The following is a 25,250-nucleotide window of genomic DNA, read 5'->3' as shown; positions in this document are numbered from 1 at the left end:
GGGCTGCATGAGAGGTGCGCTGCTCGTTGCCGCTGTCGCCATGGTCACGCTGGCTTCATCAGCGGATGCTGAATCGACCACGCCGCGCAGCAACGACGAGAGTCCGCCGGCGCGCTACCTGCTTGGCGTGTCCATCGCCTCGGGCCCCGAGTACGAAGGCGCGCGCACCCGTGAAACCAAGCTCCGGCCGGTATGGGCTGCCAAGCTTGGCCGCATTCGCATCACCACTGGCGGCGGCAGCGCCTTGCTTGGTTTTGGCCGTGAAGGCGCGGGCGCTGGCGCCAGCACCCAGTTGATCGACACCGAACGCTTGCGGCTGGGCATTTCAGCCCGCATCGACGGCGGCCGCGATAGCGACGATGCCAGCACGACGCGCGGCCTGCCCGATGTCAGGCGCACGCTGCGCGCCAGGCTCTACGCCAACTACAGCCTGACCCAGGACTGGAATGTCGGCGCGTCCGCCTCACAGGACGTGCTCGGCCGCCGCGGCGGGCTGACGCTCAGCCTGGACACCGGCTGGCGTTTCTACCGCAGCGCGACAACCGAGTGGACCACCGGCATCGGTGTTTCTGCCGCTAACGGGCAGAACATGCGCAGCTATTTCGGTGTGCCAGCCTCGGCAAGCGCCACCATCGGCAAGCCGGCCTACGAACCGGGGGCGGGGTTGCGCGACGTCCATGCCGGCATCAACTTCAAGCACGCGCTGTCCAAGCACTGGTTCGTTTTTGGCGGGGCCGGCGCCAGCCGCCTGCTGGGCCCTGCGGCCGACAGCCCGCTGGTCGAGAAACCCGGCGGTTCGTCGGCGTCCGTGGGCTTAGCCTGGCGGAACTAGGGCCTGTTAACACTACGGCAACGGGTCGCGTTGTGGCCAGAAAGGCCGCGAGCAAGGCGCAAACCGCAGCCGGGTTGGACACCCGGCGAGGATTTGCAACGCCGCGCGCGGCCTTTCCGGCCACAACCNGGCCAGAAAGGCCGCGAGCAAGGCGCAAACCGCAGCCGGGTTGGACACCCGGCGAGGATTTGCAACGCCGCGCGCGGCCTTTCCGGCCACAACCCGAAGGGAAGGCCCGCCGCCAGGGGCCACTCGGCGTTGCACCGCTTGCCCGCATATCAATGCGGGCGGCGCGTTGCGCCTTGATTGGCCCCTGGCGGCGGGCCTTCGCGACCCATTGCCGTAGCGTTAACAGGCCCTAGCAGACCCTAAAGCTTGACCCGGCCGCGCCAGATGTCGACGTACATGACCCAGTCGCCCATGAAGCTGTAGAGCGGGTACTTGAAGGTGGCCGGCCGGTTCTTCTCGAAGAAGAAATGCCCGATCCAGGCAAAGCCATAGCCGCAGAGCAGGCCGTTCAGCAGCCACACCGGCTCGCCGGTGGCGAACAGCCGCCACAGGCAAACCAGCACCAGCGTCGAGCCGATGAAGTGCAGGCGTCGGTTCCTGCGGTCCGCATGCTCGCGCAGGTAGAAGGGATAGAAGTCGGCAAAGCGGTCGAAGCGTTCGGTGCTCATGTCCCGATTGGAACGCGGCTTGGCGCGGAGCGGCAAGCGGGCATGCCCTGGCGTCAGCGTGCAGCTGCTAGCGGCCGGCCGCGAGCGCTTGCCGCAGCGCGGCGAGCATCGCGTCGGGCGCCTCGGCCATGATCTCGTGGCCGGCGTGCAGGCGCTGCACCCGAGGCTTCAGCAGGCCTTCGAGGACAGCGGTCTGCTTGGGCGAGTTCATCTGGTCCAGCGCGCCCAGGATCAGCGTGACGGGGCAGGCCACGCGCGCGGCGGCCACCTCGGCGTTGGCATAGGCGTCGCAGAGCTTGAAGTCGTGTTCGAAGAGGTTCAGCGCCGGCTGGCGCGCCTGAATGCGCCGCTTCAGCGCCGTCGAGCCGCCACGCAACCAGGCGCCCGGTCCGGGAAAGCTGGGCTTGGCACTGGCCAGCGAATGAGAGAAGGCCGTGACCATGTCGATGGCCGCATCGGGCCGCTCGCGCGCTGTCGTCAACAGCGCGTCCGAAACCTTCATCGGATAGGCCGTGCCGACCATGACGAGGGCCGTCGCGCGCTCGGCGGCCTCGAGCGCGACCAGAGAACCGAGGCTGTGGCCGACCAGGGCCGCCTTGCGCACGCCGGCCGCGTCAAGCAGGCGATGCAGCCATTGGCCTAACGCTTCCACGCTGGGCAGCGGCAAGCCGGCGCTGCGCCCATGCCCGGGGTGATCCACCGCGAGCACGCTGTAGCCATGATGGGCGCACCAGCGCGCCAACAGGGTCCACACGCTGTGGTCGTTCAGCGCGCCGTGGATGAAGACGACGCAGGGCAGGGCGGGATCAAAGGGCTTGCCGCCGGTGTAGGCGTAGGCCTCGTGGTTGTCGACGATGAGCTTCATGCCCCACTCCCCGACTTCGCCGCAACCTTCAAGGCGCGCTTGAGGTCGTCGATGAGGTCGGCCGGGTCTTCGAGGCCGATGGACAGGCGGATGGTGCCGGGGCCGATACCCGCACGTTGCAGGGCGGCGTCGTCCATGCGGAAATGGGTGGTGCTGGCCGGGTGGATGACGAGGGACTTGGCGTCGCCGACGTTGGCCAGGTGGGAGAACAGCTTGAGCGCCTCGATGAAGGCCCGGCCTTGTTCGCGGCTGCCTCTGATGTCGAAGGAGAACACCGCACCGGCGCCGCGGGGCAGCAGCCGCTGGGCGAGGGCATGGTCCGGGTGCGAGGTCAGGCCGGGGTAGGACACCCTCTCGACCAGGTCCTGCGACGCCAGGAACTCGGCCACCGCCTGTGCGTTGGCCACGTGGCGGGCCATGCGCAGCGGCAGCGTCTCCAGCCCCTGCAGCATCAGCCAGGCGGTGTGCGGGCTCATGCAGGCGCCGAAGTCGCGCAGGCCTTCGCGGCGGGCGCGCAGCAGGAAGGCGCCGACGGTGCTCTCCTCGCTGAACACCATGCCGTGGAAGCCTTCATACGGCTCGCACAGCGTCGCGAATCGGCCGTGCTGATCGTGGGCGGCCTGCCAATCAAACGAGCCCGCATCGACCAACACGCCGCCCACGACGGTGCCATGCCCGCACAGGAACTTGGTGGCCGAGTGGTAGACGAGGTCGGCGCCCAGCTCCGCCGGGCGCTGCAGGTAGGGCGTGGTGAAGGTGGCGTCGACCAGCAGAGGCAAGCCGGCCTCGTGCGCGATGGCACTCACCGCGGGGATGTCGAGCACATCAAGGCCGGGATTGCCCAGCGACTCGCCGAACAGCAGCCGCGTCTCCGGCCGGATGGCGGCACGCCAGGCGTCCAGGTCGCGTGGGTTGACGAAGGTCGTTTCAATGCCGAAGCGGCGCAGCGTGTAGTGCAGCAGGTTGTGGCTGCCGCCATACAGCGCCGTGCTGGCGACGACATGGCCGCCGGCGCCCATCAAGGTACAGATGGCCAGGTGCAGGGCCGCCTGGCCACTGGCGGTGGCAATCGCGCCGATGCCGCCGTCGAGCGCGGCCATGCGCTCCTCGAACACGGCCGTCGTCGGGTTGGACAGCCGGCTGTAGACATGGCCCGAGCGCTCCATGTTGAACAACGAGGCGGCGTGCTCGCTGCTCTCGAAGACGAAGGAGGTGCTCAGGTGCAGCGGCGTGGCCCGCGCGCCGGTGCCCGGATCGGGCGCCGCGCCGGCATGCAAAGCGAGGGTGTCGAAGCCCGGCATGGGTGTTTTTCATGGGGTGGTGGCGCGGGCATTGTGTGCTATGTTGCCCATGAGTTTTGCCTCGGAGCCCCCCATGAAAGTCGTCGATATCCTGCGTGTCAAAGGCGGCACCTTGTTCACCGTCACGCCCGACGAGCCGCTGAAGGATTCCCTGGCCGTCATGGCCGAGCGCGACATCGGTTCGCTGGTCGTCATGGAGCATGGCGACCTAGTCGGCATGCTGACCTTCCGCGAGGTCATCTCGGCCGTCGTGAAGAACAACGGCGCAGTCGGCACGACCATCGTTCGCTCGGTCATGGACGACGCCCCGCTGACCTGCACGCCCGAGACCGAGATCGACGAAGTGCGCCGCATGATGCTGGGCCGGCATGCGCGATACATGCCGGTCATGAACGGCAAGACGCTGATGGGTGTGATCTCGCTGTACGACGTCGCCAAGGCGGTGGTCGACAGCCAGGACTTCGAGAACCGCATGCTCAAGGCCTATATCCGCGACTGGCCGGTGGAAGAGAACGCCGAGCCCGAGTCGAAACTCTGACGCGCTGATTCGCATCCTGACAAGGCGGCCTTGCGAGGCCGCTTTTGCTTGTGCGGGCCGCCTAAACTTGCGGTCTATGTCAGGCAGCACCTTCGGCGAACTCTTTCGCGTCACCAACTTCGGCGAAAGCCACGGCCCGGCCATCGGCTGCGTCATCGATGGCTGTCCGCCGGGGATGCAACTCAGCGAGGCTGACATCCAGCCCGAGCTGGACCGCCGCCGCCCCGGCACCAGCCGCCACGTCACGCAGCGCAACGAACCCGATGCGGTCGAGATCCTGTCCGGCGTCTACGAGGGCGTCACGACCGGCACGCCGATCTGCCTGCTGATCAAGAACACCGACCAGCGAAGCAAGGACTACGGCAACATCCTCGACACCTTCCGCCCCGGCCATGCCGACTACACCTACTGGCGCAAGTACGGCGTGCGCGACCCGCGCGGCGGTGGTCGCTCCTCGGCGCGGCTGACGGCGCCGATGGTCGGCGCTGGCGCCGTGGCCCGCAAATGGCTGCGCGAGGCGTATGGCACCGAGTTCCGCGGCTGCATGACGCAGCTGGGCGAGATCGAGATCCCGTTTGAAGGCTGGGAGCACGTCGGGCAAAACCCCTTCTTCGCCGCCAACACCAGCAAGATCGCCGCGCTAGAGGACCACATGGACGCGCTGCGCAAGGCCGGCGACTCGGTCGGCGCACGCATCCGCGTGGAAGCCACCGGCGTGCCCGTCGGCCTCGGCGAGCCGCTGTTCGACAAACTCGATGCCGACATCGCCTACGCGTTGATGGGCATCAACGCCGTCAAGGGCGTGGAGATCGGCGCCGGCTTCGGCGTCGTCGCTCAGCGCGGCACCGAGCATGGCGACGAGCTGACGCCGCTGGGCTTTGCCAGCAATAACTCGGGCGGCATGCTGGGCGGCATCTCCACCGGCCAGGACATCGTCGCGTCCATCGCCATCAAGCCGACCAGCTCCATCCGCAGCCCCAAGGCCAGCATCGACCGCGCGGGCAACCCGTCGACCGTTGAGACCTTCGGCCGCCACGACCCCTGCGTCGGCATCCGCGCCACGCCCATCGCCGAGGCGATGCTGGCGCTGGTGCTGATGGACCATGCCCTTCGTCATAGGGCGCAGTGCGGCGACGTGAAGCTGCCCGTCGACCCCATCGCTGCAACTCGTCCGCTGTAGAGGCGGCTCGTCCGCCTGGGCGCCGGCCTGATCGCCGGGCCGTGCAGCTCAGCCCTCGCAAACCGCGTTTCGTCACACCGAGGCTGCGGCACCCAACCCTCTGTTTCTAGACTGCAAACGTCTGTATCAGAGAACGGTTTGGGGGAGTCATGCGCAAGTCCTGGAAATTGGGTGGCATCGCGGCCGTCGTGCTGGTGATCGGTGGCGCTGGCGTTGCCGTCATGGCCAGCAAGGGCGACGGTCCGAAGAAGCCGGGCGACAAGCCCAAGACGGCGTTGGAGTTCCTGGCTGCGGAGGTCGTCAAGCCGACGCTCACCGCCATGCCGGGCCAGATCGAATTCAGCGGCCCGCTGGTCGCACCCGGCACGGTCGTCGTACGCGCCAAGTCCAACGGCACGTTGCTAAACCTGGCGGTGGGCGAGGGCAGCCGCGTGAAGGCCGGCCAGGCGCTTGGACAGGTCGACCTGGAGGAGCTGCGCTACCGCATCGCCGAGCGCGGCGCCAGCGTCGAGGCCATGCGCGCCCAGATGGACCAGGCCGAGCGCAGCTACAAGGCCAACGAGGGCCTGGCGGCCAAGAATTTCATTGCCCAGACGGCTCTGGACAACTCGCGCGCCGCCTACGAGTCGGCCCGCGCCAATTGGCACGCCGCCAAGGCCCAGCTCGACACCAGCCAGGTGACGATGCGCCAAGCCGGCCTGGTGTCGCCCATCAACGGGGTCGTCGCCAAGCGCCATGCGCTGCCGGGCGAGAAGTTGGCCGCCGAGCAGCAGATCCTGACCATCGTCGACCTCGCCAAGCTGGAACTGGCCGGCCTGGTCGGCACCCATGAAGTCAGCCGCCTGCAGCCCGGCATGCCGGTGCAGGTGAAGGTGGAGGGCGTGGAGCAACCGGTCGAAGCCAAGATCGCGCGCATCGCGCCGGCGGCCGAGCCCGGCACGCGCTCCATCGGCGTGACGCTGGTGCTGGACAACCCCAAGGAGCTCTACCGCGCCGGCCAGTACGCCGTCGCCAAGGTCGTGCTGCACGACGACACGCAGCGCCTCACCGTGCCCATCGCCGCCGTCAGCCGCAACTCCGGTCAGGAGCAGGTTTGGATGATTGAAAACGGCGCGCTGGTGCGCCGCATTGTCACGACCGGCCGCAGCGACGCCCGCGAAGGCCGCGTCGAAGTGCTGAACGGCCTCAAGCCCGAGGCGCAGGTGCTGGCCGCGCGCTTTGACAACCTGCGTGAGGGCGACAAGGCCAACATCGTGGTGGCCAAGGCCAAGGTGGCCAGCTCGGCGGCGTCGGCCGCCGTGCAGCAGTAAGGAGCGCGCCATGTGGATGACCCGCGTTTCCATCCAGAACCCGGTCTTCGCGACCATGGTGATGGTGGCCCTGTGCGTGCTGGGCCTGTTTTCCTATTCCAAGCTGGGTGTCGAGCAGATGCCCGACATCTCCTTCCCCGGCGCGCAGGTGGACGTGCGCTACCCCGGCGCCTCGCCCGAGGCCGTCGAGCGCGAGATCGCCAAGCCGCTGGAAGAGGCGCTGAACACCATTGCCGGCGTCGAGCGCATCCAGTCGCGCAGCTTCGAGGGCCGTGTGCAGGCCAGCGTCGAGTTCTCGCTGAACGCCGACATGGGCCGCGCGATGCAGGACCTGCGCGACCGCGTTGCCGCAGCGCAGGCGCGGTTCCCGCGTGATGCCAAGCCGCCGACGGTGCAGCGCTTCGAGAACGACAACTCGCAGCCCGTCGTCGTGATGGCGCTGCTGAGCCCGACGCGGGGCTCGCGCGAGCTGTCCATGATGGCCGACCTCATCGTCTCCAAGCGGCTGGGCCGCGTGGAAGGCGTGGCCAAGGTGGACGTGGGCGGCATGACCACCCGCGAGGTGCGCATCGACCTGGACCCGATGCGGCTGCGCGCCTACGGTGTGACGCCGGCCGAGATCGCCAAGGCGCTGGCCGAGGCCAATACGGACCAGCCCGTGGGCCTGCTGTCCGACCAGACCTCCGACGCCATCCTGCGCGTGGAAGGCCGTGTGAAGGACCCCAAGGCCTTCGGCCAGACGGTGGTCGCCCGGCGCGGCAACCTGGCGCTGACGCTGAACGACCTCGGCACGCTGGTCGAGCGTGAACGCGAGCAAGACAGCATTGCCCGCATCAACGGCCAGCCCGCCGTCAGCTTCAACATCTTCAAGCAGCAGGACGCCAACATCGTCAAGACCGGCGACGCCGTCAAAGAGGCCATGGACGAGCTGCGAAAGACGCTGCCCAAAGACGTGGAACTGCGCCTGATCTACGCCGCCAGCGACTTCGTGAAGGGCTCGCTGACCGGCCTGCAGCACACGCTGATCGAAGGCGCGCTGCTGACGGTGGCCATCGTCTTCCTGTTCCTGCACAGCTGGCGCTCCACCATCATCACGGGCCTGACACTGCCCATCGCCGTCATCTCCAGCTTCATCGCCGTGCATGCCTTCGGCTTCACGCTGAACTTCATGACGATGATGGCGCTGAGTCTGTGCATCGGCCTGCTGATCGACGACGCCATCGTCGTGCGCGAGAACATCGTGCGCCACGTCGGCATGGGCAAGGACCACCGCACCGCGTCGTTCGACGGCACCAACGAGATCGGCCTGGCCGTCATGGCGACGACCTTCGCCATCTGCGCCGTCTTCGTGCCGGTCGCTTTCATGGGCGGCATCATCGGCAAGTTCTTCTATCCCTTCGGCATCACGGTCGCCGTTGCGGTGCTGGTCAGCCTGTTCGTCAGCTTCACGCTCGACCCGATGCTGTCCTCCGTCTGGCACGACCCGCCGAGCACGCGCATCAAGCACTGGCCGGTCATCGGCCATCTCATCCGCGCGACCGACTGGGGCATGGACCGCCTGCACGACCTCTACGCCAGGACCATCGACTGGGCCTTCTCCGGCCGCCGCTACCGCGTCTTCGTACCGCCCATTCCCGCCTACGGCCGCCCGTTCAGCGCCGATGGCCAGCGCGACAAGGGCGCCAAGCGCCGGCTGCGCTTTGCGACGCTGACGCCGCGAGGCCTGGTCATGTGGGGCGCCTTTGCCAGCTTCGTCGCCGCACTGGCACTGGCGCCGATGGTGGGCAGCGAGTTCGTGCCACAGACCGATAACGGCTTCACCCAGGTCAACCTGCGCATGCCGGTGGCCAGCAGCATCGAGCGCGGCAGCGCCAAGGTCGCGCAGATCGAGGAGATCTTGAAGGCCTATCCCGAGATCAAGACCGTCTCCACCGTGGTGGGCAGCACCGGCGAGGGCATGGCCACGGGCCGCAACCAGGCGTCGCTGAACATCACGCTGACCGACCGCAGCGAGCGCAAGCGCACGCAGAAGGAAGTGGAGGATTCGATCCGCGCCGACATCGCCAAGATTCCCGGCATCGAGGTCAGCGTGGGCTTCGACCGTCCGATCTGGATCACGCTGCTGGGCAACGATCCCGAGGTGCTGACGCAGGCGGCCAAGGACCTGGTCGAGCAGATCAAGAAGATCCCCGGCGCCGTGGATGTGGACACGACCGTCAAACCCGGCCTGCCGGCCTTCGCCGTGCGCCTGAAGGACTCGGCCATCCGCGAGCTGGGTCTGACCGCGCCGCAGATCGCCTCCAGCCTGCGCGCCTACGTCAACGGCGAGATCGCCACCTATTGGACGACGCCGGACGGCAACCAGGTCGAGGTGCTGCTGCGCCTGCCGCGTGAACAGCGCGAGCGCATCGAGCAGATGGCCAAGCTGCCGGTCGCCTTCTCGGCCACGGGCGCGCCCATCACGCTGGACCAGGTGGCCACCATCGAGCCGGTGTTCAACCCCGAGGTCATTCGCCGCGAGAACCTGCAGCGCCGCGAGGCCGTGTTCGCCGGCGTGCAGGGACGCCCGGGTGGCGACGTGAACGCCGACGTGCAGAAGCTGATCAAGAACACGCAGCTGCCGCCGGGTACCAGCTTCAAGGTGGACGGCGCCGGCAAGCAGCAGGCCGAGGCCTTCAACGGCCTGCTGGCGGCCATGGCACTGGCAGCCATCTTCATCTACATCGTGCTGGCCAGCCAGTTCGGCAGCTTCCTTCAGCCCATCGCCATCATGGCGAGCCTGCCGCTCGCGTTGATCGGTGTGATGCTGGCCCTGCTGCTGTGGCGCTCGACGCTGAACGTGTTCTCGATGATCGGCCTGGTCATGCTGATGGGCCTGGTGACCAAGAACGCGATTCTTCTCGTCGACTTCGCCAACCACGCCCGCAAGGCCGGCGCGACGGTGGCCGAGGCATTGCGCGAGGCCGGCCTGATCCGCATGCGCCCCATCATCATGACGACGGCCGCCATGGTGTTCGGCATGCTGCCCATGGCGATTGCGCTGAACGACGGCGGCGAGATCCAGGCGCCCATGGGCCGGGCCATCATCGGCGGCGTCATCACGTCGACGCTGCTGACGCTGGTGGTGGTGCCGGTGCTGTACAGCTATCTGGTGCGGGAGAAGAAGCCCGCCAAGAAGGCAGCGGAGCAGGGCGGTGGCGCGCTGCCCCTGCATGGCATGCCCGGGGCGATGCCCGCAGACAAAGAGTAATCAGTTCTCCCTCGAGCGCTTCAGCGCTTGGGCCGGCTGCTTCGGTGGTCGGCCCTTTTTGTTGGTCGACGTTTTGTGACGAGCATCCAAGGTGCAGTTCGCCTCGTGCCGGGCTGATTGATCCCACCACTCGACTATCACCTCATTCGCAAACCTCTCGCACGCAGCCCCGCAACCATCGGTGCGCCGCATCACCATCCATCCTCGGATGCCATAGCAGCGAGACGGTGAACGGCTCCAGCGCCAGCGGTAGATCGACAGTCAGCAAGCCATCGCGCAGATGCCCGGTGTGCCGCTCTGGCACCGTGGCAATCAGGTCTGTGCCGCGCGCCAGCGCCAAGGCTTCTGAGAAGCCTGTCACCGTGACGACGATGTCGCGGGCGAGGTTCAGGGCGGACAACGCCTTGTCGACCGGCCCCGCCGCCGTGCCGCGCCGGGAAATGGCGACATGCCGGCCCGCCGCGTAGCGCTTGACCGTCAGCTTGCCGCTCGCCAGTCCATGGCCCTGGCGGACGACCGCCACGAAGCGGTCGCGGAACAGCGCCTGGGTCCGCAGCTCCGGCCCGGTCGTTGAACCGACGACACCAGTCTCCAAATCCACTCGACCATCTCGCAGCGGTGTGCTGTCCCGGTCCTGTTTGGGCAAGAAACGCAGCCGCACGCCGGGCGCCTCGGCGGCGACTCGGGCCAGCAGCGCGGCGCCGAAGTTCTCGACGAAACCTTCACGCGTGCGCAGCGTGAACTCCCGCTCCACCTTGGCGACGTTCAGCGCCGCCGCCGGCCGCAGTGCGGCTTGCGCTTCCTGCACCAGCGGCCCGATGCGCTCACGCAGTTCCAGCGCGCGCGGTGACGCGACCAGCCCGCGGGCGGCGCGCACCAGCAGCGGGTCGCCCGTTGCCTCGCGCAGCCGCGCCAGCGACCGGCTCATGGCCGACGGACTGAGGCTTAGCCGGCGTGCAGCGCCGGTGACGCTGCCCTCGGCGAGCAGGGCGTCCAACGTCAGCAGCAGGTTGAGGTCAGGGTCTGACATGGCGTCTGGTGCATTGATGAAGTGCAGATGATGCGTCTTCCGCCACGGCCCGCAAACTTCTAACGTCCGGGCATGAACACATTGCCCCTGAGTCCACCCGCCGCAGCGCCGGCCGTCGGCGTGCTTGCCAGCCTGGCATTGACCACGTTGCTGCCCTCCCTGGCCATCAGCAGCGCCAACGTCGCCTTGCCGACGCTTGCAGCCGGCTTCGACGCAGGGTTGGCTCAGGTGCAATGGGTCGTGCTGGCCTACCTGCTGTCCACGACGACGCTCATCGTTGGTGCCGGCCGCCTGGGTGACCTGATGGGTCGACGCCGCTTGCTGTTGGCGGGGATCGGGCTGTTCTCCGTGGCGTCAGCGTTGGCCGCGATGGCGCCCACGCTGCCGCTGTTGATCGCCGCCCGGGCGCTGCAGGGCGCCGGTGCCGCGGCCATGATGGCCTTGACGATGGCCCTGGTGGGTGCCGCATTGCCCAAGGCGCGTGGCGGCAGCTCGATGGGACTGCTGGGCACGATGTCGGCGGTCGGCACGGCGCTCGGGCCGTCGCTGGGCGGTGGGCTGATCGCCGCCTTTGGCTGGCAGGCGGTGTTTGCCGTCAACCTGCCGCTGGGCCTGTTGGCCATCGGGCTGGCGTGGCGTTGTCTGCCGGCGGACCCGGCGCGTGGCGGCCTCACGGCGCGCTTCGATCTGCCCGGCACACTGTGGCTTGCGCTGACGTTGGCGGCGTACGCACTGGCGATGACGCTGCACCTCGGACTGCTCGCCGTGGCGGCCGTCGGCCTGTTCGTCTACCTGCGCACGCAGGCCTGCGCGCCTTCACCGCTGATGCCGCTGGCGCAGCTGCGCGCACCGGCGCTGCGTGCCGCACTGGGGATGAACGCGCTGGTGTCGGCGGTCATGATGGCCACCCTTGTCATCGGTCCCTTCCACCTCAGCGACACGCTGGCCCTTGGGGCAGCATCGGTCGGTGCGCTGATGTCCATCGGCCCGGGCCTGGCGGCTTTGAGCGGCCTGCCGGCCGGTCGCCTGGTGGACCGCCTCGGCGCGCGACGCATGGCGCAATGGGGCCTCGCCACGATGGCACTGGGGTGCGTGCTGATCGTGCTGCTGCCCGCGTCGTTGGGCGCCGTGGCCTATGTCGGGCCGCTTGCCCTGGTCACGCCGGGGTATGCGCTGTTTCAGGCGGCCAACAACACGGCCGTCATGGCCGATGTGGCGGCGGACCAGCGTGGCGTGGTCAGTGGCTTGCTGACGCTGTCGCGCAATCTGGGCCTCATCAGCGGCGCGTCGGGCATGGCTGCGGTCTTCACGGCGGGCGGCATGCGGTGGAGCTTTGTGGTGGCGGCTGTCCTGGTGATGTGGGGATTGGCCCTCAGCCGCATGCTTCCCCGCCAGCGGTGAGGCGCCGAGAAAGGCGCGTTGCGCAAGAAAACACGAATCATTCTTGTTAGCATCGCTGTTTACCCAACTTCTGACGAGGTTCCTTGTGATCCTGCACCGCCGCTTGCTCTGTCTGTCCCTGGCTCTGGCCGGCCTGAACGCCACCGCGCAGACGGCCAAGGAGCCGGTTCTGAACATCTATTCGGCCCGCCACTACCAGACGGACGAGGCGCTGTACGCCAACTTCACCAAGCAGACGGGCATCAAGATCAACCGCCTGGACGGCAAGGAAGACGAGCTCGTCGAGCGCATCCGCAACGAGGGCACGGCCAGCCCGGCCGATGTGCTGATCACCGTCGATGCCGCGCGGCTGGAGATCGCCGACAGCCTGGGCCTGTTCCAGCCGGTCAAGTCCAAGGTGCTGGAAGACCGCGTGCCCGCCGGCCTGCGCACGCCGACCTGGTTCTCGTTCTCGACCCGCGCCCGCGTCATCGTGCACAACAAGACCGCCGTGAAGAGCGACTGGGTGCAGACCTATGAAGACCTGGCCGACCCGCGCCTGAAGAGCCAGGTCTGCGTGCGCTCGGGCTCGCACCCCTACAACCTGTCGCTTGGCGCCGCGCTGATCGCCCACAACGGCGAGGCCAAGACCGAGGCTTGGGCCAAGGGCCTGGTGGCCAACTTCGCCCGCGCGCCCAAGGGCGGCGACACCGACCAGCTGCGTGCCGTGGCCGCCGGCGAGTGCGGCGTGACCATCTCCAACAGCTACTACCTGGCGCGCCTGATGCGCTCCACCAAGCCGGAGGATCAAGAGGTCGTGAAGGCGCTGGGCATCGTCTGGCCCAACCAGAAGACCTGGGGAACGCACATCAACGTCTCCGGCGCCGGCGTGCTCAAGCATGCGCCGAACAAGGACGCGGCCGTCAAGTTCCTGGAATACCTGGCCAGCGACGAGGCCCAGGGCTATTTCGCCAACGGCAACAACGAATGGCCGGTGGTGAAGTCCGCGGTCACCAAGAACCCGGCGCTGGAAGCGATGGGCAGCTTCAAGGCTGACGCGCTGCCCATCGGTGACCTCGCCAAGACGACGACCACCGCGCAAAAGGTCTTCGACCGCGCCGGCTGGAAGTAAGTCAGGTGCCGTGACTAGAAGTGCCGCGCACGATGTGCCGGCACAGCACCACCATGGGCACCAGGCCGACGACGACGATGGCCAGCGCCGAGGTCGAGGCCTCGGCCAGGCGTTCGTCCGACGCCAGCGTGTAGGCCTGCGTGGCCAGCGTGTCGAAGTTGAAGGGGCGCATGACCAGCGTGGCCGGCAGCTCCTTCATCACGTCGATGAAGACCAGCAGCCCGGCCGTCAGCGCGCTGCCGCGCAGCAGCGGCAGGTGCACGCGCCACAGGGTCTGCGCCGGCGTGTGGCCCAGCGTGCGCGCCGCCTGCTCCATGCGCGGCGTGATGCGTGCCAGGCCGGCGTCCATGGCCTGCAGCGCGGCGGTGAGGTAGCGCACCACGCAGGCGTACACGAGGGCGGCAATCGTGCCCGTCAGCAGCAGGCCCGCGTCGATGCCGAAGCCCTGGCGCAGCAGCGCCGCCAGCGCATGGTCGAGCTGTGTCACGGGGATCAGCACGCCGACCGCGATCACGGACCCCGGCAGCGCATAGCCCAACCCGGCGACGCGGTGCGCCCAGCGCGTCGGCGCGCTTTGGTCGACACGCCCGGCATAGGCGATCAGCAGCGCCAGCGCCGTGGCCAGCAGCGAAGTGGCGCCGGCCACCAATACGCTGTTGCCGGCCAGCGTGAAGAAGCGCGTGCCCCACTGGGCATCGCCTTCCGTCAGCGCCATGTGCAGCATCACGCCCGCCGGCAGCAGGAAGCCGCCGGCCAGCGGCAGCGCGCAGGCCAGCAGCGCAAGCGCCGCGCGCGGTCCCTGCAGAGGCACCCGCATGACGCCCCGGCTGCGCAAGGTGCTGTCTGCAAATCGCGAGCCGCCGCGCGACAGTTTCTCCAGCGCCAGCACCATGACGACGAACAGCAGCAGCACCATCGCCAGCTGCGCCGCCGCGGTGCGGTCGCCGAGAGAGAACCAGGCGCGGTAGATGCCCGTCGTGAAGGTCTGCACGGCGAAATAGGACACGGTGCCGTAGTCGGCCAGCGTCTCCATCAACGCCAGCGCGACGCCGCCGGCAATCGCCGGTCGTGCCAGCGGCAAGGATAGGCGGTGGAAAGCCTGAAACGGCGTCAGGCCCAGCGTGCGGCCGACTTCGATCATGCCGCCGGCGCGCTCCATGAAAGCGGTTCGCGCCAGCATGTAGACATAGGGGTAGAGCACCAGCGAGAACATTGCGATGGCGCCGCCCAGCGAGCGCACATCGGGAAACCAGTAGTCCCCACGCCGCCAACCGAAGCTCTCGCGCAGCCAGCTCTGCACCGGGCCCACGAACTGCAGCAGGTCGGTGTAGGCATAAGCCATCACATAGGCCGGCATGGCCAGCGGCAGCAGCAGCGCCCATTCAAATGACCCGCGCAACGGGAACTCATAGCGCGTCACCAGCCACGCCGCGCCGACACCGAGCACGGCCACGCCGATGCCCACCCCGACGCACAGCCACAAGGTGGCAACAACATAGTCCGGCAGCACCGTCGCCAGCAGGTGCTGCCAGGTGCCCGCCGTACCGGGCGTGAAGACATTGAAGGCCACCGACAGCAGCGGTGCGGCGATCAGCGCGGCGGCAAGCAGTGCCAGCGCACGCAGTGAAGGCAGGCGGCGCGGGCGCGCGGCGACGGGAAGGTGGAGGGCCGATTGCATTGCGGGCAATTATCATGACGCCCCACCCGACATGACCGCCTCCCCCGACACGCCGCCCTGGCTCGCCCTCGACAACATCGACATCGCCTATGGCGCGCGCACGGTCGTCGAGCAGCTGTCGCTGAAGCTGGCACGGGGCCGCATCGGCTGCCTGCTCGGGCCCTCGGGTTGCGGCAAGACGACCGTGCTGCGCGCCATCGCTGGCTTCGAGGCCGTGCAGTCGGGCGAGATCCGGCTCGACGGCGAGGTCGTCAGCCGACCCGGCTACCGACTGCCTCCCGAGCGGCGGCGCATCGGCATGGTGTTCCAGGACCATGCGCTGTTCCCGCACCTGACGGTGGCCCAGAACGTCGGCTTCGGCCTGCGTGGCGTGGTGGACGCGCCCGCGCGCATCCAGCAGATGCTCGACACCGTGGGCCTAGCGCATGCGGCGGCGCGCTATCCGCACGAGCTGTCGGGCGGCCAGCAGCAGCGCGTCGCGCTGGCGCGGGCGCTGGCGCCCCGACCCCAGTTGTTGCTGCTGGATGAACCTTTTGCCAATCTCGACGTCGAGCTGCGCGAGCGCCTGGGCGCCGAACTGCGCGGTTTGCTGGCGCCCTCCGGCACGACGGCGCTGCTGGTGACCCACGACCAGCACGAGGCCTTCGCGATTGCCGACGAGATCGGCGTCATGTCGGAGGGCCGCATCCAGCAATGGGACAGCGCCTACCAGCTCTACCACCGCCCGGCCAACCGCTTCGTCGCCGATTTCGTCGGCCAGGGCGCCTTCCTGTCGGGCAAGGTGGAAAGCGACTTCGAGCTGCGCGTCGAGCTGGGCGTGGTGCGCAGCCCGCAAGTGATCCGCTGCGCCGAACGCGGCGAAGTCTGCGGCAGCGGCTGCGCGGTGGACGTGCTGCTGCGCCCGGACGACGTCGTGCATGACGACGCCAGCCCTATCACGGCCGAAGTCGTCGCCAAGGCCTTTCGCGGCGCGGAGTTCCTGTACACGCTGCGGCTGCCGAGCGGGGCGACGGTGCTGTCGGTTGTGCCCTCGCATCACAACCATGCCGTCGGCGAGCGCATCGGCATCCGGCTGGAACTCGATCACGTCGTCGTCTACCGGTAGCCGACGCACTCGGTGCGCCCTCGGATTGATGTCGATGTCCTTTACACCTGCCGACGCGGCAGCGTGTGTGTTTCATAGAGGGAAGGCCCGGTGGCCTGAAGCTTGCTTGTAACAGGCAGATCGCCCTGGAGAACAAGATGAACTTCCGTACCGTCCTTGCTGGTCTCGCATTCGCCGCAGCTGTTGTGGCCGCTCAGGCTGCGCCTGTCCTCAGCATCCAAGCCGTCGGCGGCGTCGACCTGAACAATCTGGTCGTCGGCCAGACGTTCCAGGTTGAAGTGATCGTGAACGGCGACATCGCCGGTGAGGTGGACGCCGGCGGTTCCGGCGGCGGTGGTCTGTCTGATGGCTCTCCATTCCTTGACCTGACGAACATCGTGATCGGAACGCTTGGCCAGGGCGTCGATTGGAGCTTGAACCCTTCGCTCTTCATCATCGATTTCGAAGCCATGGCTGTCGGTAGCAGTTTCATCGGTACCAGCAATCAGTGCCTGAACTCCAACATCCAGAACTACGGCTGCGGTTTCTCCAGCGGCCCGCTCAACTTCACCGTGCGTGACCCGAACCGCCTGCCCGAGCCGGCCAGCCTGGCGCTCGTGGGCCTGGCGCTTGTCGGTCTTGGCAGCATCCGCCGCCGCCGTTGAACCTCGCGGCCTCGGTGGCCGCCTCTCGTCTCATCAGGGCCCTCAGTGGGCCCTGTTTCATTTGCGCATGACCGCGCGTGGAAAGCCGTGTTGGATGCATGGGCGCGGCATGGCGCCTTGTCCGACGCACGCCATGACGCTGCAATCCTAGGCTTGGCCGCATGGCTTCTCAGAAGATTGCGGGCCCTGTCATCGGCACGGCTGGCTGGTCCATTCCCGCCAAGACGGCGAGCGCCTTCCCGGCCGAAGGTTCGCAGCTGCAGCGCTACGCCAACCTGATGCGCTGCGCGGAAATCAACACCTCCTTCTACCGCCCGCACCGGCCGCAGACCTACGAGAAATGGGCCGCCAGCACGCCGGCCGACTTCCGGTTCGCCGTCAAATGTCCCAAGCAGATTTCGCATGAGTGCCGGCTCGACGGCGCGGATGCGCTGCTGGCCCGCTTCGCCGAAGAGGCCGGCGGCCTCGGCCCGAAGTGGGCGGTGCTGCTGGTCCAGCTGCCGCCCTCGCTGCAGCTCGACGCGTCGGTGGCCAAGCGCTTCTTCAAGCGGGCGCATGCCGTGTTCGGTGGCGTCATCGTCTGCGAGCCTCGCCACGCCAGCTGGTTCACGCCCGAGGCCGAAAAACTGCTGATCAAGAGCGAGGTGGCGCGTGCCGCCGTCGACCCTGCCAAATGGCCCGGAGCCGACGCGCCCGGCGGCTGGGCGGGCCTGCGCTACTACCGCTGGCATGGCTCGCCGCGGGTCTACTGGTCGTCCTATGAGGCCGAGTGGCTGCAGGCGCGGGCGCGCGAACTGACGAGCGACGCCGACTGCTGGTGCATCTTCGACAACACCGCGTCCGGTGCGGCGCTGCAGAACGCGTTGCAGCTTCAGGAACTCGTTTGAAGGCTTACCACTTGCAACCCTTGCCACGCGCCGTGTCCAGGGCCAATGGCACGACGGCCAGGATGCCGGCGCCTGCGTAGGCATTGCGGCAGTCCTTGTTGGCGGCGTCCTCGATGGACTGCTCAAGCTTGGACTTGCGCTCGGGGGGCTGGGGCAGCATGTCGACGAGGCCCGGGCCGCGGCGGGCCGCGATGTCGCCGCGTGGCAAGGACAAGTTGAGCGGCGCCCTCGGCGCGCTGGCGGCTGCCGAGGGCGGCACGGCCAGGTCGACACCCAGGCGCGAGCCCGCATCGGGCGAGCCGGCCGAGGCCTTGGGCGCCGCGTACGGGTTGGCGTTCGGGTCGCCCCTGGCCGGGCCGCTTGGCGCGACCACCTCGCCCGGCAAGGCGCCTGACAACTCGGGCAAGGATTGCCCGCCCGCCGTGGCTGCCGCTGCGCGCGCGTTGGGCGCGGCCTGCAGCGGCGCGACGCCGCCGGCGCTGTCTGCCGATTCCAGCCGGCGCACGGGCGCGGGCAGGTCCTGGCCAGCCTGCAGCGTGGCCGCGGCAGTGGAAGGCGTGGCGGTGCGCAGCTCGCTCGACCGGCTCAGCGGCGTGACGGCGGCGCCTTGCCCGGTCGCGGCCTCCAGCCGCTGCACCGCGGCGGGCAGGGCAGTGCTGGGCGCGGACTGCGCGGCGGCGGTGCCCGGGGCAGCGCGCAGCTCGGCTGCGTTCGGCAAGGCGGTGGCGACGCCGGTTTCGGCGGGGGCTTCGAGGCGGCGCACCGGCGCCGGCAGATCGGCGCTGGGTGCTGCCGCGGCGGCCGTCACTGCGGGCGTGCGCAGGTCGGCCGGGCTCGGCAGCGTGGCGGCACGGGCCGCGGTGGGCGCGGCATCCAGGCGACTGACGGCGGCCGGCAGCTGGGCAGGCAGCGTGGGCAGCTCGGCCGGGCGGCTTTGGGGTCGCAGCTCGGCAGCCGACGGCAGCGGCGCGACGGCGGCGTCGGGGCGGGCTTCCAGGCGGCCGACGGCGGCGGGCAGCTCGGCAGCGGCCGCCGGCTGCGCGGCGCTGCGCGGCTGCGGCGTGTCGACGCTCTCTCGCTCGATGGGTTTGAAGCCCTCGGGCAGGCTCAGGGTTGCCGTGCTCGGCGGCGCGGGCGAGACCTCTTCGGTCCGGGCGGCCTCGGGCGGCACCTCGCGCGGGTTCCAGCGGCCGAGTTCGGCCGCTCCGGTCTCGGCCGCCTCCGGCGCGGCGGGGCGGACCTGGCCGCCCTGACGCGGCGCCGCGCCGCTGCCCGGTGCGCCGTTGTCGCGCCATTCCGTGCTGGGCTCGCCCGGCGGTGCGCCGGCTTCACCGCCGCTTCGGCCCAGCAGCTTGACGGTCAGGCTGCCCCAGACGCCTTCGCCGGGCGCGGCCGTGCCGGTGGCATTCCCGAACACCAGCACCAGCCAGATGTGCAGCAGCACCGCCAGCAGCAGGCAGCGCTCCAACTGGCGCGGCTGCAACTGGCGGAGGTAGGGCGGTGGGCGACGGAGAACGGCAGCAGTCACGGCCGGCGGATTGTGGCGCGGCGCGGCAGCGGGCTTGTTACCGGCTCTGTCGTTCAGAAGACCGTTTGCGCAAAGGTGTCACGGCCTGCCGCCTTGGCGCGATAGAGCGCGCGGTCGGCGCGGTCAAGGATGTCGTCGGCGCCATCGCCCGTGCCGCCCCAGCAGGCCATGCCCAGGCTGGTCGTCACGCTGATTTCCTGGCCGCTGGGCAGCAGCATTGGCGCACGGATCGCGTCAACGAGCTTGGACGCCACCTGCGAGGCCTCGGCGGCATCGTGCAGACCTTCGAGGATGACGATGAATTCGTCGCCGGCCAGGCGGGCCGCGGTGTCGGTGGCGCGCACGGCGTTGCGGACGCGGTTGGCGAATTCCTTCAGCACGACGTCGCCGGCGGCATGGCCGTGGCCATCGTTGATGCCCTTGAAGTGGTCGACGTCCATGAAGATCAAAGCCATGGCCTTGTGGCTGCGGCGGGCGCGGGCCAGCGCCAGCACCAGCCGGTGTTCGAACTCTCGACGGTTGGGCAGGCCGGTCAGCGGGTCGTTGCGGGCCAGGTCCTGCAGCCGGCGCTCGGCTTCCTTGGTCAAGGTGACGTCGCTGGACAGCGCGTAGATCCCGCTCACGCTGCCGTCGATGTGGCGGTCGGGGATGTAGATGGTGTGCAGCTGGCGTGTGACGCCCAGGGCCTGCGACGCGACGTCGAACTCGACGCGCTGGCCGCCCAGTGCTTCCTCAATCGCCGGCAGGCGCTGTGCGTACAGGTCGGGGCCAATCAGGGCTTTCAGGTGGGTGCCGATCGCCTGCTCAGGGTCGACGCCCATCCATTCCTTGAAGGTCTTGTTGACGAAGGTGAGGCGGTGGTGGCGATCAATGTAGGAGATGAGCACCGGCAGGTTGTCTGCGATGGCTTTCAGGTGGGCCTGGGCGTCGCTGACACGCTGCTCGGTCAGCTTGCGTTCAGTGATGTCGAAGGTGACGGCGAACACGCCGGTGACGTGGCCGCCGGCATCGAACTCCGGCACATAGGTCTGCTGGTACTTGCGCGCGTCGCCACCGCGCGGACCGGTCTCGGGCTCGAAGACGACGGTCTCGCCGGCCATGGCCCTGCGCAGCCAGGGCATGACTTGCTCCACGTAGGCCTTGTCGCGCACCTCGCCGATGTGTTTGCCCAGCAGCTGTTCAGGCGGCAGGCCGAGCATGGTCTCGAACTGGCGGTTGGCGAACAGGTAGCGGCCTTCGGCGTCGAGGTGGGAGATCAGCGCCGGCAGGTTGTCGGTGATGGCGCGCAGGCGCCGCTCGCTGCGCTCCTGCTGCAGTTGGGCGCTACGCAGCTCGGTGATGTCGAAAGTCATCAGATAGAAGCCGTTGACCGCCTGGGTCAGCGCGTCACGCATGGGCACGAGGTGGACCTGGAAATGGCCCGTGCCGCCGCGCCAGGGCAGGGTGCCCTCGAAGGACTGGGGGTGTCCTTGCAGCACGGCCTGTACATAAGCCTCGTGCAGTGCGTAGCTTTGCTCGCCCAGGCCTTCCTTCATCGTCATGCCGATGGCGCTCTCGGGCCGCAGGCCATGCACCTTGAGCGCCAGGTCGTTGGCGTAGATGCAGCGCTGCTCGGCATCGAAGACGCCCACCAGCGCGGGAATGGCGTTGGTGATGTCGCGCATGCGCTGCTCGCTGGCGGCGAGCTGGCTGGCAGCGGCCTTGCGCTGGCCGATGTCGCGCACGAAGGCATGCGCCGTGTAGCCGTCGCCCGAGTGGGTGGGCGAGGCGGCCACGGACAGCTCGACATCGATGCGCCGGCCGTCGCGGTGCTGTGCGGCGACTTCGACCCGCTGGTTGACGACGCGCCCCTGGCCGGTGTGGCGGAAGCGCGCCATGCCGGCCTGGTGTGCGGCACGCGATTCGGCCGGAATGATGAGCTCCGCCAGGCGCTGGCCCGTTGCCTCGGTGGCGCTGTAGCCGAACAGCGCCTGCGCCTGCAGGTTCCAGTCGGTGACGCAGCCTTCAACGTCGATGGCGATGAAGGCGTCGCCAGAGTGGTCAAGGATGGCCCGGCAGCGTGCCTGCTCGTTGGCCAGCTGTTTGACCAGCGGACGCACGTGCAGCCTCAGCACCCAGGTGCCCACCAGTGTCAGCCCGCACATCAGCAGTACCAGCCAGCCCAGGCGCTCGCGGATGGTGGCGAAGACCGCTTCGATGTCTGCCTTGACGACCATCGCCAGGCCGGTGCGCGCCAGCGGCACATAGGCCGCGACGACCGGTTTGCCGCGCAGGTCGGGTGTCAGCAGGACGCCGGATTCGCCCAGCAGCGCTCGGTTGATCGGCAGGTTGACCCGGCCGCTGGCGTCGAACATCGGGATCGTGAAGGCCGTCGGGTAGAGCTTGGACGGCACGCAGGAGGCCACGGCATCGACGCGGTTGCAGATCAATACATCGGCGGAGGCGTCACTGTCGTGCACGCGCAGCACGAGGCGGTCCATCAACGCCAGGCGTTGCTCGCTCTGGAAGCGGCCGACGACCTCGCCGCGGTCGGTGACCGGCCGGTCGGTGGCGAGGATGAAGCCGCTGGACCAGAGCAGGCGGCTGGTCGGCGCGTAGTCGCGCGCCAGCGCCAGCGACGGCGTATCGGCCTGCGCCGCGAATTTGCCGGCCTCGGCCAGCGTCGTGCCTGCGGTGCCGACAAAGCGGGCCGCGGTCACCCCGGCCGTCAGCAAGCTGCCCGTGATGGCGCGCAGGCGCTCGCGCCGGGCCGCGTCGGCGGGGTTGTCGGCCAGCTGGACCAGCTGTTCGACGACGACCGGCCGGGTGGCAATCGTCTCGGCCAGCCAGACCCCCTGGTCCACCGCGCTGGTCAGCGCCTCGCCGGTGACGACCGCGGAGGCGTACACGTCCTGCTTGCGCATGCGCTCGAACTCGGGCGCCAGTGCGGCGAAGCCGCCCGCGCCGGCGGCAACGGCCACCAGGGCCAGCACGGCCAGCGACCGGTGGGTGATGCGCCGCTCATGCAGATCCAGGCGCTGCTGCACGCCCGTCCAGCGCAGGCGCAGCTCCCACAGCGCCGTCGCCAGCAGGGCCAGGCCGAGGGCGGTCGGCAGCGTCAGGCGGTTGAACGAACCCCAGTGGTAGAGCTGTTCCAGGTTCAGCAGATAGCCCAGCACGCCGAGCGCCGCAATGAGGGCGGCACCCGCGATGCAGGCGGTGCTGAGGCGACGCGCGAGGCGGTCCGCCCGGCCGGCCAGCAACGCCATGCTGGCAAACAGCAGGAGGAAGCCGAAGCAGGCATTGGGCGAGATGCGGCCCGGGTGCGGGTTCTGCGCCGAAGGCAGCGCGCCGCGGCCGAAGTCGATGCCCAACGACATGCCGCTGGCGGCTTCGATCAGCATCAGCACCGGCATCACCGCCAGCAGCAAGGCCAGGCCGCGCACGACATGGCCCGCCTTGGCGCTCGGCGGCTGGCCCTGGGGCCAGCCGGCCATGAACCAGACCGCCGCGCTGCCAGCCAGCAGCAGCGTCGCCGCGACGATGCCCGCCTCGTTCAGGCCGGGTAGCCAGTCGCCGAGGTCGATCCTGAAGGCCCAGCGCAGGGCCACCAGGCCGGCGATCAGCATGCAGGCCAGCGCCGCCCAACGGGCGGTGGTCAAACGAAGCAGGGGCGTCATCAGGGCAGCGCGCTGGTGGGGATGTGTCCGGCCAGCAGCTTAGCCGCGCGAAGCCGCGCCGTCAGGGCCAGTTGCCCAGGATATGAGTGACAGGCGCGAGCCAGCGGCCGTCAGCGCTCACGCTGCGCTCGGTGACGACGGTCGCGCCGCTGGCCTCGCTCACCAGCACGGTGGAGCAACGCGTGCCGTAGACCGCCGCAGCCGGCTGAGCGGGGTCGGGGATGCGGATGAAGCGCGGCGACAACAGGCGCTCGCGCGCCAGGCCGACGCCGGTGTCCGGCAGTTCGTCATCGCGCGCGGGGCTGTCGTCGGCGAGCGCCTGCAGCAGGCGCTCGGCCAGGTCTTGCGTGCCCGTTGCCGCGGCCAGCGCCTCGGCCATCGCTGCCTTCAGGCCAACGGCCTTGGGCCAGGGCGTGTCCAGCGCGGCGTTGGACAGCGCGTGAATGCCCTGTACCAGCGCGACGGGCGCCGCGGCCCGATTGCTGAGCCAGTGCCAAGCGCCACGTGCGACATCGGCCGTGATCAGGTTGAAGCCGTTGTAGCCGCCGGTCAACCGGCTGGCGAAGGCCGGCGCTTCATCACTGGCGCCCAGCCAGTCCACCACGAGGGCGCCGCGTGACGGCGCATCGGGGTTGTGTCGACCGGGCTCCCGCACATTGGTCAGCAGGGCCAGCCGGCCGGCGCGGCTCAGGCCGAACCAGGTGCCGCCGGCGCTGAGATCGCGGCCTGCAAGGATGTCTGGGTGATCCGCCCACCACGCCATGGGCGCTGCATCGCGGGCGAAGAACTCGTCGCGGTTGGCCGCGATGACGAGGGGGAAGCGCGGGTGGGCGTTCAGCGCGAACGCGGCGAGGCACATGCCTTCAGCACTCGACGATGTTGACAGCGAGCCCGCCGCGCGCAGTTTCCTTGTACTTGGTCATCATGTCTGCACCGGTGTCGCGCATGGTCTTGATCACCTTGTCGAGGCTGACGAAATGTGTGCCGTCGCCGCGCAGCGCCATGCGCGCGGCGTTGATGGCCTTGACCGACGCGATGGCGTTGCGCTCGATGCAGGGGATCTGCACCAGGCCGCCGACCGGGTCGCAGGTCAGGCCCAGGTGGTGCTCCATGCCGATCTCGGCGGCGTTCTCCACCTGCTCGGGCGTGCCGCCCATGACGGCGCAGAGCGCGCCGGCGGCCATCGAGCAGGCCACGCCCACCTCGCCCTGGCAGCCGACCTCGGCGCCGCTGATGGAGGCGTTCTCCTTGTAGAGGATGCCGATGGCCGCAGCGGTGAGCAGGAAGTCGATGACGCCGCGCTCGCTCGCATGGTGGACGAAGCGCGTGTAGTAATGCAGCACCGCGGGGATGATGCCGGCCGCGCCGTTGGTGGGCGCCGTGACGACGCGGCCGCCGGCAGCGTTCTCCTCGTTGACGGCCAGCGCATAGAGGTTGACCCAGTCCATCACCTGCAGCGGGTCGCGCAGCGCGGCCTCGGGGTTGGCGGTCAGGTCGCGATGCAGCTGCGCCGCGCGGCGCTTGACCTTGAAGCCGCCGGGCAGGATGCCCTCGGTCTTGCAGCCGCGCACGACGCAGGCCTGCATGACGTCCCAGATCTTCAGCAGGCCGGCGTCGATCTCGGCCTCGCTGCGCCAGTGGCATTCGTTGCGGCGCATCAGCTCGGCGATGGAGATGCCGTGGCGCTGCGTCTGCACCAGCAGCTCGTCCCCGCTCTTGAAGGGGTAGGGCAGCACGGTCACGTCGGGTGCGATGACCTTCTGCTTGCTGCCGTCGGCCGCTACTTCATCGCTGACGACAAAGCCGCCGCCGACCGAGTAGTAGACGCGGTTGGCGATCTCGCCACCTTCCGCGTCGAAGGCGATGCAGCGCATGCCGTTGGCGTGGAAGGGAAGCGTCTCGCGGCGCTTGAAGATCAGGTCCTTGGCCTCGTCAAAGGCGACGGCGTGCTGGCCAAGGAGTTGCAGATGGCCGGCGCGGATGTCGGCCAGCAGCAGAGGGATGGCTTCGATGTCCACCGTGTCGGGCTCATGCCCGGCCAGGCCGAGCAGCACCGCCTTGTCGCTGCCGTGGCCCTTGCCGGTGGCGCCGAGCGAGCCGTACAGGATGACCTGCACGCGCGCCACGTTGGGCAGCAGGCCGTCGTGCTGCAGCCGCAGCCCGAACAGGCGCGCAGCGCGCATCGGCCCGACGGTGTGCGAGGAGCTCGGGCCGATGCCGATCTTGAAGAGGTCGAAGACCGACACCGCCATGG

The 25,250-nt window shown here is 69.0% G+C and carries 19 protein-coding genes; 10 read left to right on the top strand and 9 right to left on the bottom strand.

The window, feature by feature from the left end:
• Nucleotides 1–7: 7 nt before the first annotated feature.
• Nucleotides 8–832 (top strand): MipA/OmpV family protein, encoded by an 825-nt coding sequence (locus ASC81_RS20795; protein ID WP_082536691.1) that lies wholly within the window; start codon nucleotides 8–10, stop codon nucleotides 830–832.
• Between the two features lie 368 nt (nucleotides 833–1,200).
• Here the strand turns inward: ASC81_RS20795 and ASC81_RS20790 are convergent, their stop codons facing one another.
• The 3 genes from ASC81_RS20790 to ASC81_RS20780 form a co-directional block, all read right to left on the bottom strand.
• The gene (locus ASC81_RS20790) at nucleotides 1,201–1,509 is read right to left on the bottom strand and encodes a DUF962 domain-containing protein (protein ID WP_056271365.1); all 309 of its coding nucleotides are present in this window, start codon (nucleotides 1,507–1,509) and stop codon (nucleotides 1,201–1,203) included.
• 67 nt (nucleotides 1,510–1,576) lie between these two features.
• Nucleotides 1,577–2,374 (bottom strand): alpha/beta fold hydrolase, encoded by a 798-nt coding sequence (locus ASC81_RS20785; protein WP_056271362.1) that lies wholly within the window; start codon nucleotides 2,372–2,374, stop codon nucleotides 1,577–1,579.
• On the bottom strand, nucleotides 2,371–3,675 hold the full coding sequence (locus ASC81_RS20780; protein WP_056271359.1) for an O-acetylhomoserine aminocarboxypropyltransferase: 1,305 nt from the start codon (nucleotides 3,673–3,675) through the stop codon (nucleotides 2,371–2,373). Before ASC81_RS20780 ends, ASC81_RS20785 begins: the two co-directional genes overlap by 4 nt.
• Before the next feature lie 73 nt (nucleotides 3,676–3,748).
• Between ASC81_RS20780 and ASC81_RS20775 the strand changes: the two genes are divergently transcribed.
• The 4 genes from ASC81_RS20775 (at nucleotide 3,749) to ASC81_RS20760 (ending at nucleotide 9,953) form a co-directional block, all read left to right on the top strand.
• Nucleotides 3,749–4,213, top strand: a complete 465-nt coding sequence (locus tag ASC81_RS20775; RefSeq protein WP_056271356.1) for a CBS domain-containing protein — start codon at nucleotides 3,749–3,751, stop codon at nucleotides 4,211–4,213.
• Between the two features lie 76 nt (nucleotides 4,214–4,289).
• A complete protein-coding gene (gene aroC, locus ASC81_RS20770; RefSeq protein ID WP_056271354.1) occupies nucleotides 4,290–5,393 on the top strand; it encodes a chorismate synthase in 1,104 nt (367 codons plus the stop codon).
• A gap of 149 nt (nucleotides 5,394–5,542) precedes the next feature.
• Entirely contained in the window at nucleotides 5,543–6,703 is a 1,161-nt protein-coding gene (locus tag ASC81_RS20765; RefSeq protein WP_056271351.1) for an efflux RND transporter periplasmic adaptor subunit, read from the top strand.
• A gap of 10 nt (nucleotides 6,704–6,713) precedes the next feature.
• Complete coding sequence (locus ASC81_RS20760; RefSeq protein ID WP_056271348.1) at nucleotides 6,714–9,953, top strand: efflux RND transporter permease subunit; 3,240 nt, start codon at nucleotides 6,714–6,716, stop codon at nucleotides 9,951–9,953.
• 142 nt (nucleotides 9,954–10,095) lie between these two features.
• Here the strand turns inward: ASC81_RS20760 and ASC81_RS20755 are convergent, their stop codons facing one another.
• Nucleotides 10,096–10,983 carry a LysR family transcriptional regulator gene (locus ASC81_RS20755; RefSeq protein ID WP_056271346.1) on the bottom strand — a complete coding sequence of 296 codons (888 nt, stop codon included), beginning with the start codon at nucleotides 10,981–10,983 and terminating at the stop codon, nucleotides 10,096–10,098.
• Between the two features lie 72 nt (nucleotides 10,984–11,055).
• Here ASC81_RS20755 and ASC81_RS20750 point away from each other — a divergent pair, with 72 nt between their 5' ends.
• Together ASC81_RS20750 and ASC81_RS20745 are read left to right on the top strand one after the other, a co-directional pair.
• A complete protein-coding gene (locus tag ASC81_RS20750) occupies nucleotides 11,056–12,384 on the top strand; it encodes an MFS transporter (RefSeq protein ID WP_056271342.1) in 1,329 nt (442 codons plus the stop codon).
• Nucleotides 12,385–12,469: 85 nt separating this feature from the next.
• Nucleotides 12,470–13,495 (top strand): extracellular solute-binding protein, encoded by a 1,026-nt coding sequence (locus tag ASC81_RS20745; protein ID WP_200946927.1) that lies wholly within the window; start codon nucleotides 12,470–12,472, stop codon nucleotides 13,493–13,495.
• A 1-nt stretch (nucleotide 13,496) separates the two neighbouring features.
• Here ASC81_RS20745 and ASC81_RS20740 read toward each other — a convergent pair whose 3' ends face one another.
• Nucleotides 13,497–15,173: an iron ABC transporter permease gene (locus ASC81_RS20740; RefSeq protein WP_056271339.1), complete on the bottom strand. Its 1,677-nt coding sequence runs from the start codon at nucleotides 15,171–15,173 to the stop codon at nucleotides 13,497–13,499.
• Between the two features lie 31 nt (nucleotides 15,174–15,204).
• On the opposite strand from ASC81_RS20740, the gene ASC81_RS20735 reads away from it, so the two are divergent.
• The 3 genes from ASC81_RS20735 to ASC81_RS20725 all read left to right on the top strand — a co-directional run bounded on the left by ASC81_RS20735 (nucleotide 15,205) and on the right by ASC81_RS20725 (nucleotide 17,809).
• The gene (locus ASC81_RS20735; RefSeq protein ID WP_056271336.1) at nucleotides 15,205–16,278 is read left to right on the top strand and encodes an ABC transporter ATP-binding protein; all 1,074 of its coding nucleotides are present in this window, start codon (nucleotides 15,205–15,207) and stop codon (nucleotides 16,276–16,278) included.
• 137 nt (nucleotides 16,279–16,415) lie between these two features.
• A complete protein-coding gene (locus ASC81_RS20730; RefSeq protein WP_056271333.1) occupies nucleotides 16,416–16,922 on the top strand; it encodes a PEP-CTERM sorting domain-containing protein in 507 nt (168 codons plus the stop codon).
• 161 nt (nucleotides 16,923–17,083) lie between these two features.
• Nucleotides 17,084–17,809: a DUF72 domain-containing protein gene (locus ASC81_RS20725; protein ID WP_056271330.1), complete on the top strand. Its 726-nt coding sequence runs from the start codon at nucleotides 17,084–17,086 to the stop codon at nucleotides 17,807–17,809.
• A gap of 4 nt (nucleotides 17,810–17,813) precedes the next feature.
• On the opposite strand, the gene ASC81_RS20720 is transcribed toward ASC81_RS20725, so the two are convergent.
• The 4 genes from ASC81_RS20720 to ASC81_RS20705 form a co-directional block, all read right to left on the bottom strand.
• On the bottom strand, nucleotides 17,814–19,337 hold the full coding sequence (locus ASC81_RS20720; protein WP_156392336.1) for a hypothetical protein: 1,524 nt from the start codon (nucleotides 19,335–19,337) through the stop codon (nucleotides 17,814–17,816).
• A gap of 53 nt (nucleotides 19,338–19,390) precedes the next feature.
• Nucleotides 19,391–22,996, bottom strand: coding sequence for a PAS domain S-box protein (locus ASC81_RS20715; RefSeq protein WP_056271326.1), 3,606 nt, complete (start codon nucleotides 22,994–22,996; stop codon nucleotides 19,391–19,393).
• Nucleotides 22,997–23,057: 61 nt separating this feature from the next.
• Nucleotides 23,058–23,855, bottom strand: a complete 798-nt coding sequence (locus ASC81_RS20710; protein ID WP_056271323.1) for an NRDE family protein — start codon at nucleotides 23,853–23,855, stop codon at nucleotides 23,058–23,060.
• 4 nt (nucleotides 23,856–23,859) lie between these two features.
• A complete protein-coding gene (locus ASC81_RS20705; protein WP_056271320.1) occupies nucleotides 23,860–25,248 on the bottom strand; it encodes an L-serine ammonia-lyase in 1,389 nt (462 codons plus the stop codon).
• Between the last annotated feature and the right edge of the window lie 2 nt (nucleotides 25,249–25,250).

The organism is Pelomonas sp. Root405, assembly GCF_001425165.1.
Taxonomy (GTDB): Bacteria; Pseudomonadota; Gammaproteobacteria; order Burkholderiales; family Burkholderiaceae_C; genus Pelomonas.
The sequence above is the reverse complement of the archived record's forward strand: the minus strand, read 5'-3'. Positions and strand labels throughout refer to the sequence as shown.